At 62.1% G+C, this 14,578-nt stretch carries 14 protein-coding genes; 8 read left to right on the top strand and 6 right to left on the bottom strand.

The window, feature by feature from the left end; genetic code table 11:
- Window positions 1-31: 31 nt before the first annotated feature.
- The 4 genes from HB675_RS13955 to HB675_RS13940 form a co-directional block, all read right to left on the bottom strand.
- Entirely contained in the window at window positions 32-757 is a 726-nt protein-coding gene (locus HB675_RS13955; RefSeq protein ID WP_213878916.1) for an amino acid ABC transporter ATP-binding protein, read from the bottom strand.
- Window positions 750-1,409 carry an amino acid ABC transporter permease gene (locus tag HB675_RS13950; RefSeq protein ID WP_213878915.1) on the bottom strand — a complete coding sequence of 220 codons (660 nt, stop codon included), beginning with the start codon at window positions 1,407-1,409 and terminating at the stop codon, window positions 750-752. Before HB675_RS13950 ends, HB675_RS13955 begins: the two co-directional genes overlap by 8 nt.
- A gap of 5 nt (window positions 1,410-1,414) precedes the next feature.
- Window positions 1,415-2,077: an amino acid ABC transporter permease gene (locus HB675_RS13945; protein WP_213878914.1), complete on the bottom strand. Its 663-nt coding sequence runs from the start codon at window positions 2,075-2,077 to the stop codon at window positions 1,415-1,417.
- A 61-nt stretch (window positions 2,078-2,138) separates the two neighbouring features.
- Window positions 2,139-2,969, bottom strand: coding sequence for a transporter substrate-binding domain-containing protein (locus HB675_RS13940; RefSeq protein WP_213878913.1), 831 nt, complete (start codon window positions 2,967-2,969; stop codon window positions 2,139-2,141).
- Window positions 2,970-3,343: 374 nt separating this feature from the next.
- On the opposite strand from HB675_RS13940, the gene HB675_RS13935 reads away from it, so the two are divergent.
- Both HB675_RS13935 and HB675_RS13930 read left to right on the top strand, forming a co-directional pair.
- Window positions 3,344-4,588, top strand: coding sequence for an FAD-dependent oxidoreductase (locus HB675_RS13935; RefSeq protein WP_213878912.1), 1,245 nt, complete (start codon window positions 3,344-3,346; stop codon window positions 4,586-4,588).
- A 21-nt stretch (window positions 4,589-4,609) separates the two neighbouring features.
- Entirely contained in the window at window positions 4,610-5,611 is a 1,002-nt protein-coding gene (locus HB675_RS13930) for a 4-hydroxyproline epimerase (protein ID WP_213878911.1), read from the top strand.
- A gap of 9 nt (window positions 5,612-5,620) precedes the next feature.
- Here HB675_RS13930 and HB675_RS13925 read toward each other — a convergent pair whose 3' ends face one another.
- Both HB675_RS13925 and HB675_RS13920 read right to left on the bottom strand, forming a co-directional pair.
- Window positions 5,621-6,319, bottom strand: a complete 699-nt coding sequence (locus HB675_RS13925) for a GntR family transcriptional regulator (RefSeq protein WP_213878910.1) — start codon at window positions 6,317-6,319, stop codon at window positions 5,621-5,623.
- A gap of 180 nt (window positions 6,320-6,499) precedes the next feature.
- Window positions 6,500-7,276 carry a glucose 1-dehydrogenase gene (locus HB675_RS13920; protein WP_213878909.1) on the bottom strand — a complete coding sequence of 259 codons (777 nt, stop codon included), beginning with the start codon at window positions 7,274-7,276 and terminating at the stop codon, window positions 6,500-6,502.
- Window positions 7,277-7,496: 220 nt separating this feature from the next.
- Between HB675_RS13920 and HB675_RS13915 the strand changes: the two genes are divergently transcribed.
- From HB675_RS13915 to HB675_RS13890, 6 genes are all read left to right on the top strand, one after another.
- Window positions 7,497-8,423, top strand: coding sequence for a phytanoyl-CoA dioxygenase family protein (locus HB675_RS13915; RefSeq protein WP_213878908.1), 927 nt, complete (start codon window positions 7,497-7,499; stop codon window positions 8,421-8,423).
- A 59-nt stretch (window positions 8,424-8,482) separates the two neighbouring features.
- Window positions 8,483-10,555, top strand: a complete 2,073-nt coding sequence (locus HB675_RS13910) for a hydantoinase/oxoprolinase family protein (protein WP_213878907.1) — start codon at window positions 8,483-8,485, stop codon at window positions 10,553-10,555.
- A 2-nt stretch (window positions 10,556-10,557) separates the two neighbouring features.
- A complete protein-coding gene (locus HB675_RS13905; RefSeq protein WP_213878906.1) occupies window positions 10,558-12,366 on the top strand; it encodes a hydantoinase B/oxoprolinase family protein in 1,809 nt (602 codons plus the stop codon).
- An 83-nt stretch (window positions 12,367-12,449) separates the two neighbouring features.
- Window positions 12,450-13,226 (top strand): acetoacetate decarboxylase family protein, encoded by a 777-nt coding sequence (locus HB675_RS13900; protein ID WP_213878905.1) that lies wholly within the window; start codon window positions 12,450-12,452, stop codon window positions 13,224-13,226.
- Between the two features lie 25 nt (window positions 13,227-13,251).
- Window positions 13,252-13,647 (top strand): RidA family protein, encoded by a 396-nt coding sequence (locus HB675_RS13895; RefSeq protein WP_213878904.1) that lies wholly within the window; start codon window positions 13,252-13,254, stop codon window positions 13,645-13,647.
- A gap of 98 nt (window positions 13,648-13,745) precedes the next feature.
- A complete protein-coding gene (locus HB675_RS13890) occupies window positions 13,746-14,468 on the top strand; it encodes a TetR/AcrR family transcriptional regulator (RefSeq protein ID WP_213878903.1) in 723 nt (240 codons plus the stop codon).
- Window positions 14,469-14,578: the final 110 nt, after the last annotated feature.

Below are 14,578 nucleotides of genomic sequence, written 5' to 3'. Positions count from 1 at the left end.
GTGGCGTCAGAAACGCGGGCTGCTCCATCGGTCAGTGCAGCACGCGCTGCAGGAACTGCCGCGTGCGTTCTTCCCTGGGGGCATTGATGACCTGGCGGGCATCGCCGACCTCGCAGATCACCCCACTGTCGAAAAACGCCACGCGGTCCCCTGACTCTCGGGCAAAGGCAATGTCGTGGGTCACCATGATCATGGTCATGCCCGCGGTTTTCAGCTTGCGCATGGTGTCCAGCACCTCGCCCACCAATTCCGGGTCCAGGGCCGACGTCACCTCGTCGAACAGCATATAGTCGGGCTGCATGGCCAATGCCCGGGCAATCGCCAGGCGTTGCTGCTGGCCCCCGGACAAGCTGGCCGGGCGCATCTCGGCGCGGTTGCCCAGGCCGACGTACTCCAGGTGCTCGCGGGCCAGCTCCAGGGCCTGGGTCTTGGCAATTTTCTTTACCAGGCGCGGCGCCAGCGCCACGTTTTCCAACGCTGTCAGGTGGGGGAAGGCGTTGTACTGCTGGAACACGATGCCCAGCTTCTGCCGCAGTTTGTTCAAGTCGGTGCCGTGCGCGTGCACATCAGTGCCGTCGACGATTATCTGGCCACTCTGGATCGGCTCCAGGCCGTTGATGCACTGCAGCAGGGTGGACTTGCCCGAGCCGCTGCCGCCAATCAGGCACAGGACTTCGCCTTTCTGGATGGTCAGGTCAATACCCTTGATCACTTCCAGGGGGCCGTAGCTTTTACGGACGTTCTTGATCTCAATCATGTTGCAATACCTTCTCGAGGCGCCGGCTGTAGCGGGAAATGGGGTAGCAGATCACGAAGTAGAACAGCCCGGTGCCAGCCAGCACCAAGAGGGCTTCGTTGGAGCGGTTGATCAGGATCTGAGAGGCGCGCAGCAGCTCGACGTAACCGACCACGCTGACCAGCGCGGTGTCCTTGGTCAGGCCGATGACGGTGCCTATCCAGCCCGGGAACACTGCGCGAAACGCCAGCGGGCCGGAGATGTGAAACAGCTCCTGCCAATAGCCAAGCCCCAGCGAGCGACTGGCTTTTTTCAGCTGTGGGCGCACCGATTGCAGCCCGGAGCGCACCAGCTCCGAGGTCAGCATGCCCATGTACAGGCTGAGCACGATCACCCCCACCAGCAGCGGGCTGATGGCAAAGCCGGCCAAGGCAAAGAAGCTGTTGACCAGGATGAACTGGATGATCAATGGGATGCTGCGTGCGACGTTGACCAAGGGGGCGAGGCCCACCCGTGCCAGCACAGAACTTTCGCGCAGCCAGCCGACCAGAATGCCGAGTACGGTGCCGAACGCCACGGCCAGCACGGTCAACAGCAAGGTGTGCCAGATACCCAGCAGGACAAAGGGCACGTCGCTCCATTGCAAGCCTGAATAAGGAAGTTGAAAGTGCATGGAGGTCACCCTTTGAAGACGCGCCAGAAGGTCAGTCGAGCGCCGCCCTCGATGAGTTTCGACATGACGAAGTACATCACGGCGGCGACGATGAAGAATTCGAACGTACGGAACGATTCGGACTGCGCCGCCTGGGTCGCGCCGGTCAGCTCGCGCAGGCCGATGATCATCCCCAGCGAGCTGTTGAGCAGGGCCCAGTTGAGCTGGTTGACGTAGGGGAAGTAGACGATCCGGAACAGTTGCGGGAACACCACGTGGGTGTAGGCGCCGAACGATGAAATGCCCAGCGAGCGGGCCGCGGTCAGCTGTTGCTTGGGAATGATCTGCAGGCCGCCCCGGAAGATCTCTGCCAGGTAGCCGGCGTTGTTGAACGACAGGGCCAGCAACATCGCCACGTAGCTGGAAAAGTGCAGGCCCAGGGCGCCCAGCCCGAAGTAAATCATGTAGATCTGGAACAAGGCCGGGGTGTTGCGCGCCACCTCAACCCAGCCCGTCGCGAGGCGATAACCCAGGCCTTTCTCCTGGCGGCGCAACAAGGTCAGGCCCAACGCAAGCAGCGTGCCGATGACCATCGACAGCACCGTCAATGCCAGCGTGGCCTTGGCGCCTTCCAGCAAATCCGGGAGCTTGTCCCAGACGATCGACCAATAAAACGTATATCCGAACATGACGCAGGTCTCCCAGGTGCGGTCGTTCGGGTCGTCGTGGCGACGGCCCGAACCGGCGTGATCAGTAATCGACGCCCGACACCGCCAGCGAGGGGGCCTCGCCGTTGCCGAAGTACTGGCTGTACAGCTCCTTGTAGCGACCGTCCTTGACCTGGGTCCAGACGAAGGTCCGCACCCAGCTCAGCAGTTCGGGGTCGGTCTTGCGCACGGCAATCCCGCACAGGTCCGGTGGGGTGGGCGCCACGCCCTTGACCACCAGAGTCGGGAATTGCCCGCTCTGCACCAGGGCCGCCGCCGAGGCATTACCGAGAATGACGCCGTCGATCTTGCCCTGGGACAGCGCCAGGTAGCTTTCGGCCTCGCTGCCAAAACCGGTGTAGCTGCCGGTCGTATCATTCCAGCCTTTGCGCAGCGCCTGCAGTTCCTGCTCGGTGGTGGTGCCAGTGACGCCACCGATGTTACGGCCCTTGAGGTCCTGGAAACTGTCGATCTTCGCGTCTTTGCGGGTCAGCACGACGTTGGTGTAGTTCACGTAGGGCTGCGAGAAATTCACCGTCATGGCTCGTTGCGGCGAGATGGACGCCGAGGCGATCAGCACGTCGATACGGTTGGAGACCAGCGCCGGGATGCGTTCGGAGGAGGGCGTTTCGACAATTTCTGCCTTCACCCCCAGCGCCTTGGCCATGTCCTTGCAGTACTGGACGTCGTAGCCGTCGGCTTCGTTGTTCTGGTTGCGAAAGCCTGCTGGCGGGTAGTCCAGTTGCACGCCGCAGCGCAGGGTCTTGGACGAAATGACCTTGTCCAGCGTCGACTCGGCGTAGGCGCTGGTGAAGGGGGCAGCTAACGCCATGGCGATCAGGAGTGACGCGCTGGTGAACCGTGCAATGCTCATGGAAGAACCCTGTGTGTGTTGGCTGAGGAAAGCGTTGTCCGAGTGACATTCAATTGTTACTGTATCCAATCTACAATCGTCGGATGGCCGAAATCTAGCAAGGTTTTCCATTGAGAAGAAGGCCTCATACGGATTTTTAATGCCTGGATGAAGGGTAGATATAGCCAAATACTTTTAAAAGATTTTTAGAATCAGCCAGTTGCGAATTTTAAAAAATAATTTTGTTGTCGGGTTCGCCAAATTTGAGGGCCGAGACTGTTCGAAGATCAATTGACAAATCCGTTACCTGTATCCAATCTACAACCATTCACTTGTATGTCGAGTCGGCGGCCCGCGCGCTTGCGGCGGGTCTGGCCAATCAGAAGGGTCACTTCATGAAGCACGTTGTTGTCGTCGGAGCCGGTATCGTGGGCCTCTCTGTTGCGCACTTCCTCCTCAAGGAGGGGGCCAGGGTCACCCTGGTCGATCGTGACCCCGAGGGTGACAAGACCTCCTTCGGCAACGCGGGCGGTATTGCCGTCACGGAAGTGATCCCGGCCTCCGTGCCTGGCCTGCTGTTGAAGGTGCCGGGCTGGCTGCTCGACCCACTCGGTCCGCTGGCATTGCGCCCGGCCTATGCGCCTCGCCTGATCCCCTGGTTCTGGCGTTTTTCCCAGGCCGGACGCCCCGCCGAGGTGGCCCGTATCGCCACGGCACTGGCTTCGATCAACCGTCGCGTCTACGAAGACCTGCTGCCCCTGCTGGCTGAAAACGGTCTGAGCGCGGAGTTGCACCAGCAAGGCGCGCTGACCGTCTACGAGAGCGAAGCGGCCTACGCCAAAGACGCCAGCCAGTGGCAGCTCAAGCGCGCCCACGGTGTCGAGGTCGTGCCGCTGAGCGGCGCGGAGGTGCGCGACATGGAACCGGCGCTGGCGGCGACTATCAGCCGTGGCGTGTTCACCCCGCAGTGGTCGCACATCAATGATCCCAAGGTGCTGGTGGACAAGCTGCGCCAGGCGTTGCAGGCACGCGGGTTGAACATCGTGACCGGCCAGGTGCACGACGTACTGCCCACGGTCGGTGCTACGGCGGTATCGGTGCAGTTGGAGGGCGCCCGTTCGTTGAGCGCCGACCAGGCCGTGATTGCCTGCGGCGCCTGGTCAGCCATTCTGGCCGCGCGTGTCGGCGACAAGGTCTTGCTGGAAAGCGAGCGGGGCTACAACACCACGTTGGCCCAACCCGGCGTCAAGCTCACCCGGGAAGTGATCTTCGCCGAGCGCCATTTTGTCGCGACGCCGCTCAGCTGTGGCCTGCGCATCGGCGGCGCGGCCGAGTTCGGTGGCCTCGAAGCCAAGGCCAACTTCAAGCGTTCCGAAGCCCTGGCCCGGCTGGCCGCCCGCTACCTGCCGAAGCTGCACACCGAGGGCGGCCGATTCTGGGCGGGTCACCGACCGGCAACGCCCGACAGCTTGCCGGTCATCGGCCCCTCAGCCCGCAACCCCAATGTGATCTATGCCTTTGGTCATGGCCATCTCGGCCTGACCCAAGGCGCCACCACTGGCCGCCTGGTCAATGACCTGGTGCACGGCAAACCTTTGCCGATCGACATCGCCCCCTTTGCGATCACTCGTTTCAACTAAACCGTCAGAAGAGCCTTTGCCATGTCTCGTCATACCTTTTTCTGCGTCGATGCCCACACCTGTGGCAATCCGGTCCGGGTCGTCGCCGGCGGTGGCCCGTTGCTGCCCAATGTGTCCATGGCCGAGAAGCGTGAAATCTTCCAGCGCGACCATGACTGGGTACGCCAGGCGCTGATGTTCGAACCCCGCGGTCATGACGTGATGTCCGGCAGCATTCTTTATCCGTCGTCCCGGGATGACTGCGATATCGGCGTGCTGTTCATCGAGGTCAGTGGCTGCCTGCCGATGTGCGGCCATGGCACCATCGGTACCGTCACCGCGGCGCTGGAAGCCGGCCTGGTGGTGCCCCGCGAGGAGGGCAGGCTGGCCATCGAAGCGCCGGCCGGGCGCGTGGCGATCGAATACGTTAAGAATGGTCAGTTCGTCGAACAGGTGCGCCTGTTCAACGTCGCCAGCTACCTGCATGCCGCCGACGTGATGATTGAAGTACCGGGCCTGGGCAGACTGAAGATCGACCTGTCCTACGGGGGCAATTACTACGTGATCATCGAACCCCAGGAGGGCTGGGCCGGGCTGGATTCAATGTCGGTGCGTGACATCGTGCGCCTGAGCCCGCTGGTGCGTCAGGCCGCCCAGGAAGCACTGGCCCCGGTGCATCCACTGGACAGTCGCATCGGCGGGGTCAGCCATGTGATGTGGTGCGACGCCCCACGCAATGCCCGGGCCCATGCCCGCAACGCGGTGTTCTATGGCGAGAAGGCCATTGATCGCTCACCCTGTGGCACCGGTTCGTCAGCGCGCATGGCGCAGTTGGTGGCGAAGAAGCGGCTGCGGGTGGGTGATGAGTTCGTCCATGAGAGCATCATCGGCACCTTGTTCGACTGCCGGGTGGAATCGGCGACGCAGGTGGGCGAGTTCGCCGCGATCATGCCCAGCGTCGCCGGCTGGGCACAGGTCACCGGTCACAACACGATCTTTGTCGATGACCGCGATCCACTGGCCCATGGCTTTCAACTGAGCTGAGGCTCGAACTCAGGCCGCCGGGTCCTTGGCTCGGCGTTTGCCCAGCACGGCGAGGAGGTTGGCACCGGCCTCGTCAATGTGCTTGCGCAGGTACTCCACGGCGGTCTTCACGTCACCTTTCTCGCACAGGCGCAGCAGCTCCCGGTGCTCGACCTCGGCTTCCTTCTTGCCATCGGTGAGCAGCAGCTGCAGGCGAATGTAGCGGTCGGTCTGGACGTTGATGCCCTGGACGATGGACAGCGTCTGCACGCGCTCGGCGGCGGTATACAGGCTCTGGTGGAACTCCCAGTTGAGCTTGCCCCAGTTGGACACGTCGTTTTCCAGATACGCGGCCTCGAGCCGCGGCAGCAGCTCCTTGGTGATGGCCAGGTGTTCTGCGGTCATCTTCGGCAGCGCGTGTTCCAGCAACTCACCTTCGAGCAGCGCCCGCAGATCGAACAGCTCCTTGATCTGCTCCACCGGAATGGAGGTGACCACCGAGCCCTTGTGGATCTTCGACGAGATCAGGCCGGCGGCTTCCAGCTCCTTGAAGGCTTCGCGCACGGGCATGCGGCTGACATCGTATTCGGCGGCGATGGCTTCCTGGATCAGCGCTTCGCCTTCCTTGAATTCACCATTGAGGATTCGTTCGCGCAGCGACTCGGCCAAGGCCTCGGGCAGACTCTGGCGTTTGATGCGGTGATTGGCGGAGAGTTCTTTTTTGGGCATGTTCACGGCTGCTTGGCGATGGGCGGATCCAGTATTCCAGATCCCGATGGCGCGATGATACATGAGAAGAAAACCAAGTGGACACCGTAGGAGCGCGCGAAGCCCGCGATTAGCATCCCACCGATTATCCGGGTGGTGCTGATAGCGGGCTTCGCGCGCTCCTACGCGTGGCTTGGGCTGTTACTGCGCCGTAAACCCACCGTCCACCAGCAACGATGTCCCGGTGACCAGGCTCGATTCGTCACAGGCAAAGAACACCACGGTCGAGGCGATCTGTTCAGGCTGGCCGGTGCCCAGCGGCTGGACGGTCTCGAGCATCTGCTCGACCTTGTCGCGGCCACCGATGTTCTCGATGTACTCGGTGTTCATCGGGGTGTCGACCCAGCCCGGGCACACCACGTTGACGCGGATCTTGTCCTTGGCGTGTTCCAGCGCCGCAGTCTTGGTCAGCATCAGCACGCCGCCCTTTGAGGCGCAGTAGGCCACGTGCAGCGGCTCGCCGATGAAGCTGTTGATCGAGCCGATGTTGATGATCGAGCCGCCACCCACGCGCTTCATGGCCGGGATCGCGTACTTGCACCCCAGGAAGGTGCCCTTGAGGTTGACGTTGATGGTGCGGTCCCAGTCTTCCTCGGTGGTGTCCACCAGCATGGCGTCGGTGACGATGCCGGCGTTGTTGCACAGCACATCGAGGCGGCCGAAGCGCTCCTCGGCGAAGGCCACCACGCCTTCCACATCCTTGGCGCTGGCCGAGTCGGCCAGGCGGTACTCGATCGAACCCTCGGGCGCTAGCGCCTGGGTCTGCTTCAAGCCTTCCAGATTGCGGTCAGTGGTGATCACCACCTTGGCCCCTTCGTTGGCGAACGCGACCGCGATGGCGCGACCGATGCCACTGGCGGCGCCGGTCACGATAGCGACCTTACCGGTTAAACGACCTTTGCCTGAAAGAACCGACATGGATGACTCCTGTTGCAAAGCATGATAGTGAATGAACGATCGTTAATACGACGTGGGCCAATGTAAGGCGCTGTGAGCGCCTCTGTCAAAGGGTTGCGGGAAAAAAATGCGTGGCGCAAAAAAATCCGAAATTGACGCTTGTGAACGACCGTTCATTCATATAAATTCGTTCCACGTTCTCACCGAATCGACGTAATCAATCTCTTGCGGAGCCCGAGTAATGGCAGCCTACGAACTGAATCGCCTTCCGAAAACCGCCAGCTTCGAGCAGGTCATGGCCAAGCTGGAAAAGGATGGCTACTGCATCATCGAGGACCTGGCAGGCAATACCCTGATGGACAAGATTGCCGCCGAAATGGACCCCTGGATCGAGCAGACCTGCTACGGTCGCGACCAGCTCAACGGTTTCTTTACTCGCCGCACTGGCGCGCTGATTGCCCGATCCACCTATGCCCGCAAGCTGATCATGGACCCGCTGGTGCTCGACTCGGTCGGCACCTGGCTGGCCCACGCCTACAGCTTCCAGCTCAACCAGGCGCAGATCCTCTCGGTCGGCCCCGGCGCCAAGGCCCAGCCGGTGCACGTCGATGAAGTGGCCTGGGACTTCTATCAGTTCCCCGGCGACTACCATATCCAGTGCAACACCATCTGGGCGCTGACCGACTTCACCGAAGAAAATGGTGCCACGCGCATCGTCCCGGGCAGCCACAAGCACCCGTTGGGGTTGAAGTACAAGCTGGAAGACACCGTGCCGGTGCTGATGAAGCGCGGCGACGTGGTGATCTACTCCGGCAAGCTCTATCACGGTGCCGGTCCCAATACCACGAAAGACCAGGTGCGCCAGGGCATCAACATCACCTATTCGGTGGGTTGGGTGAAGCAGGAGGAAAACCAGTTCCTCAGCGTGCCGCGCGAGATCGCCCAGACCCTGCCGGACGACCTGCTGCGTTTGATGGGCTACCAGCAGGGGGCGCCAGGCATCGGCATCTTCCGTGACTCCGAAGATCCGCTGGCGGCGATCCGTTCGATGCCGTACGAGCAGTACATCTACTCCCAGGCCGTGAAGAAAACTCTGGATGCCTCGGCCAGCGACTACAAGGCGCAGTTTCTCAACGAGATTGTCGAGCTGACCAAAGAAGGCCAGTAAGCCGTTACCCCCTTTTTGATGAGGCGCGCCCGGCGCGCCGATGCTGGAGTACAGAATCCATGACTTACCGGATCGCAATCGACACCGGCGGCACCTTCACCGACGTGGTGGTGGCCGACGACAAGCACAACCTGATCGTCAACAAGGCGCTGACTGACCACTCCCGGGTGTTCAACGGTATCAAGGAGGCCCTGGGCGTCACGGCCGGGACCCTGGGGGTGACCGTTGACCATCTGCTGGCCAACACCAGCATCTTCATCTACGCGACCACCCGGGCTACCAACGCCATCCTGGAAAACAAGTGCGCCCGCACCGCTTTCCTGACCACTGCGGGCTTCAAGGACACCCTGCTGCTGCGCGAAGGCGGCCGGCCCAATGCCTATGATTTCAGTCAGGCCTACCCGGATCCTTATGTGCCGCGGCGCTTGAGCTTCGAGACCGAAGAACGCATCAATGCCGAAGGCGAAGTGGTCAAGGCCATGGACGAGCAGGCAGCCCGTGAGGTGCTGCGTCAACTCAAGGCGGCCAAGGTCGAAGCCGTAGGCGTGTCGCTGCTGTGGTCGATTGCCAATCCTGATCACGAAGTGCGCCTGGGCGAACTGATTGCCGAAGAAATGCCGGGTGTGCCATTCACCTTGTCCCACCAGATCAACCCGGTGATCCGCGAATACCGCCGCGCCTCCGCTGCCGTGATCGATGCCTCGCTCAAGCCGCTGATGCAGGAGCACCTGCGCAACCTGGAAATCGACCTCAAGAGCGCCAACTTCGTCGGCGAACTGTTCACCGCCACCTCGTTCGGCGGCGTGATGAGCGTCGAGCAACTGATCCAGCGGCCGATCTACTCGACCCGCAGCGGCCCGTCCATGGCGCCGATTTCCGGCAAGGTCTACGGCGCCGCCGAACTGGGTGCCAAGGATGTGATCATCTGCGACACCGGTGGCACCAGCTTCGACGTCAGCATGGTGCGTGACGGCAATGTGGTGTTCACCGGCGAGACCTGGCTGGGCGGCCGTTACATCGGCCACCTGACCGGTTTGTCCTCGGTGGATGCGCGCAGCATCGGCGCGGGCGGCGGTTCGATCGCCTGGGTGGACGAGGGCGGTCTGTTGCGGGTCGGCCCGCAAAGCGCCGGCAGCGAGCCTGGCCCGGCTGCCTATGGCCGTGGCGGGCAGCACCCTACGGTGACAGACGCGGCCACGGTACTGGGCTACCTGAACCCGGACAACTTCCTCGGCGGTCGCCTGACCCTGGACGTCGCCGCATCTCGCGCGGTGGTTGGCAAGCTGGCCGAACCGCTGGGCCTGTCGGTGGAAGAAGCCGCCGTCGGCATCATGCGTATCGCCAGCGAACACATGGTTCAGGCCGTGCAGGAAATCACGGTCAACGAAGGCGTCGATCCCCGTGACTGCCTGATGGTGGCGGGTGGCGGCGCAGCCGGCTTGAACATCGCCATGGTGGTCAAAGAAACCGGCGCCAAACAGGTATTGATTCCGCGTACGGCTGGCGGCCTGAGTGCCTGCGGCGCGCAGTTCTCGGACATCATCTCCGAGTTCACCGGCACCTCGCTGTTCAGCACCCGCGCCCCTGATTTCACTCAAGTCAACGCCTTGCTGGCGTCCTTTGACGCGCAGATCGACGCGCTGGCCAGCGACCTGGCCAAGCGCGGCATCACCCGGATCGAGCGGACCTACTTCGCCGAAGTACGCTACGAGGGCCAGGCCTGGGAGCTGGAAGTGCCGCTGCACGGCAGCCGCTTGCAGACGCCTGAAGACCTCACGCAATTTGTCGAGGACTTCCACGCCGTGCATAACCGCGTGTTTGCCGTGATCGACCGCGGTTCCAACGTCGAGGCGGTGTCGTGGAAAGCCCGCATGACCGCCATCGTGACCAAGCCGCAACTGGTGGCTATCACCACTGGCGACCAGGCCGAGCCCCAGAGCGAACGCCCTGCGCACTTCCATGGCGTCGGCACCGTAATGACCCCTTGCTACGACGGCCCCGGCTTGCCGGCCGGGACGCAGATCAAAGGGCCCGCCGTGATCGAAGAGCCGACCACCACCGTGGTGGTGTACCCGGGAATGACGGCCACCGTCACTTCCTTCAAGAATTACCTGATTGATCTGGGGGCCTGATCATGACGCACGCCATCGAACACAAAGTCGAGATCGACCCGGCCACCCTGGCAGTGATCTCCAACCGCATCACCGCGATCCTGCGCGAGATGACCAACACCCTGCTGCGCAGCGGTCGCTCGGCGATCCTGACCACGGCGCGGGACTTCTCGTGCTCCATCGTCACTGCCGACAACCGCCTGCTGGCCACGGCCGAAGGCCTGCCGGTGCACATCTTCGGATCGCACCTGCAGACCGCGACCATGTCCGAGCTGCACGACGATATCCAGCAGGGCGATGCTTATCTGCACAACGACCCGTACAGCGGCAATACCCACGCGGCTGACCACACGATTCTGGTCCCCGTGTTCATTCAGGGCCGGCACCTTTTCACCGCGGTGGCCAAGGCCCACCAGGCGGACATCGGCAACAGCTTCCCGACCACCTACATGCCCATGGCCAACGACCTCTACGAAGAGGGCGCGTTGTTCTTCCCGGCCACGCGCATCCAGCGCAACAACGAAGACGTCAAAGACATCATCCGTATGTGCCGCCTGCGTATCCGCGTGCCGGACCAGTGGTACGGCGACTACCTGGCGTGCCTGGGTTCGGCACGCATCGGCGAGCGTCGCCTCACCGAGCTGGCAGAAAAGTACGGCAGCGATGTCATCGAGTCGTTCGTCGAGGAGTGGTTTGCCTACTCCGAGCGGCGCATCGAACATGCGATCAAGAAGCTCAAGTCCGGTACCTACACCGCCTTGACCCACCATGATCCGCTGCCGGGGATCATCGATGAAAGCATTCCGGTGAAAGTGACTGCCACCGTGGACGCTGACGCCGGTCGCATCGTTATCGACCTGCGCGACAACATGGATTGCCTGCCGGCCGGTATCAACATGTCCCGCGCCACGTCCACCAACAGCGCCGTGACCGGCCTGTTCAACGTGCTTGACGCTGACATGCCGCACAACCACGGCACCCTGCAACGGGTCGAGGTGTTGATCCGCGAGAACTGCATCGTTGGTTTCCCGCGCCACCCCACGTCCTGCTCCATGGCCACCAGCAACCTGGCCGACCGAGTGATCAATGCCACCCAGACCGCTTTGTCGGCGGCGGGCGAATTCGGCCTGGCCGAAGGCGGCGCGTCCCTGGGGGCGGGCACCTCGGTGATCGCCGGCAAGGACGAGCGTCGCGGCGACACCCCCTACGTCAACCAGCTGGTGGTCACTGCCATGGGCGGTGCGGCATCGGCAGTCTGCGACGGCTGGCTGACCATGGGCGTGCCGGTGACCGGCGGCCTGCTGCTGCGCGACTCGGTGGAGATCGATGAACAGAAATACCCGGTGCACTTCGACCGTCTGCAACTGGTGGCCGACTCCGGCGGCGCGGGCAAGAACCGTGGCGGTGCGGCGACCTTGATCGAATACGGCCCACGTTTTTCCGGCATGACCGTGGCGGTGTTCGCCGACTCGGGCGTCAACCCGGCCAAGGGCACCCAGGGTGGCCTGGCTGGCCGTGCGCATTACATCGGCTTGAAAGACCTCCATACCGGTGTCGAGCACGTCATCCCGTCCTTTGGGCAGTTTGAAATGTCTCCTCAGCAACGCCTGGTGGGTATCGATGCCGGCGGTGGTGGCTACGGCTCGCCGCTGGCGCGCGAAGTCGAACGGGTTCGCCTCGATGTGCTGGAAGGCTATGTGTCTTTGGCCTGCGCCCAGGACCTTTACGGGGTGGTGTTTGACGGTGAAGTGGCCGACGAGTCCCTGAGGGTGGATGTGGCGAAAACCCAGGCCCGGCGTGCGGCGTTGTACAGCCAGACCGCCAGCCTGTAACGACATGACCGGTCGTGCCCTGTGGGGCACGCCCTCGAGTTTTTCGATTTTCAACCTATCCAGGCGCTTAAGGAATTCTGTCGATGTCCAGTCAATCGGAAATTTCAGACGTTACTTTTTCTCAACCCTACGGCGCGGCGCAGCTCTATCACGCGCCGTTGTACAAATACCGCAACGCCCTGAGCATCAACCTGCTCTACACCGTAGAGGGCACGGGCCTGGCGGAAATGCTGCCGCCCGGCCTCGAACTGGCGGATGCCGATCCGGTGATCTCGGCGGTGGTCAGTGCCTATCCGGAGACGCCGTTCGGCACCTACAACGAAGTCTGGTTCTACGTGCGGGTCAAGTACCAGGGCACGACGTTCATGTTCAACCCGCTCATCTACGTCGACAGCGACAGCTCCATGGCCTGTGGCCGCGAAATGTGGGGTTTCCCCAAGAAGATGGCGACCCTGGCCATGCGTCAGGAAGGCGAGCGGATGATCTTCAGCGGCCACAAGAACGGCGAGAAGCTGATCGATGTGTCTTTTGTCCCGGAAAAAATCAGCGGCGTGCCCTCGATGATCGGCGAGATCTCCTACCCGAGCCTGACCTGTCGCCTGATCCCCAACCGTCTGGGCGTGGGTGAGCCGGACATTGCTCAGCTGATCGCCACGTCCAATCCGAAGTACATTCGCGTGGACAGTGATGGCAACGAGCGCCGCTGGCTCGGTCAGGCGCAAGTGACCTTGGGCGAAGGCTCGGTGACGCACCCGGTGCACGTGTTCAAACCCAAGAAGTTCCTCCAGGCGTGGATGTCCAACTACGACAACGACCTGCCCGCCGGCGAGCTGATCCACGACTACAAACTGGCCAAATGAGCCGACTGACACGGGAAGTACTGTTATGACAGCGGCCAACACCCACCTGCGCGGGCCCTTCGCCTGGGCGCAGGACATGGAATATTCACAATCGGTGGCAGCCAACGGCTTGTTGTTCATCTCGGGCCAGTTCGGCGCCGATGCCAGTGGCGAGGTGGTGCCGGGCGGAGCCGAGACACAGATCCGCGCCACCTTCGAGAACCTGCAAACCGTGCTGGCGGCCTCCGGCGCCAGCCTGGCCGACCTGGTGTCGCTGCGCTGCTACCTGCTCAATGGCGAGGATTATCCGATCCTCAAGCGCGTGCGCCGCGAGTTTATTCCGGTCGAGCCATTTCCGACCTCGGTAGTGATCTGTGTGCCGGCGTTCGCCTTTGCCGGCATGTTGGTGGAAATAGAAGCGGTGGCGCGGCTGGCGCAATAGGTGCGATGAAGGCTGGAATCATAAGGTGAATTAACGTTCTTTCATTTTTTCGGTCGGCTACGGTAACATTTGTGGCATGAGCCAAGGGTGGCGCGAAGGTGAACGACAAGATGGCGAGCAAGCTCAATTCGATGGAGACGGTCGCCACGCTACCCCCGGTGGTCGAGCGTATTTCCTACCTGTCACGCTTCGAACTCGATGGCCTGCGCGGCATCGATCCGCATGCCCAGGGCGGCAAGGGCACCCGTGACAAACTGCTCGATGCGGCCATCGACCTGTTTGCTTCCCGTGGCTACAACGCGTGCTCGATGCGCGAAATCGCCAAGGCGGTGAACATCGGTGCCCCGGCCATCTACAACTATTTCGCGTCCAAGACCGAAATTTTGATGGCCAGCCTGGATTTCGTGCTGTCGACCTTCTACGGCGCGGTGTTGAAAAACCCGATACCGCGCCACCCCGAGGCCGCATTGTTCGGCATCCTGCGTCGCCATGTGCTGTTCGGCATCATGAACCGCACCTTTGCCCGCGCGGCCGATGCCTTGCTCAACAAGGAATTGATGCAGCGCGAACTGCCGGACAGCCACCGCTATCGTTACACCGCCGCCATGGACGAATACCGCAAGATCCTCGAGGAGTTGATCCGCGCGGTGATCGGCGAGGAAGCGGTGATCGACTTTGCCCTGCAGGCCTTCCTCGTGCACGAGATCGTCGATCGGGCAGGGGAGTGGTACGAGCCGGCCAGCCCGCTGAACCCGGCCGATGTGGCCGATCAGTGTTGTGAGGCGGTAGCACGGATGTTGGGGTTGCCGTCTAAATATTAGTGCCTGCGAACACCCCCGGTTTTGCTTTGACATTACCGACGAATCAGATAACCTTTGCAAAACGAACGATCGTTCATTCACAAGATGCCCGCTGAGTGAAACGACACAAA

The sequence above is a fragment of the Pseudomonas sp. dw_358 genome, from assembly GCF_018449655.1.
In the GTDB taxonomy this organism is placed as follows: domain Bacteria; phylum Pseudomonadota; class Gammaproteobacteria; order Pseudomonadales; family Pseudomonadaceae; genus Aquipseudomonas.
Note: the sequence above shows the minus strand (reverse complement) of the source record. Positions and strands in the feature narration are given on the sequence as shown.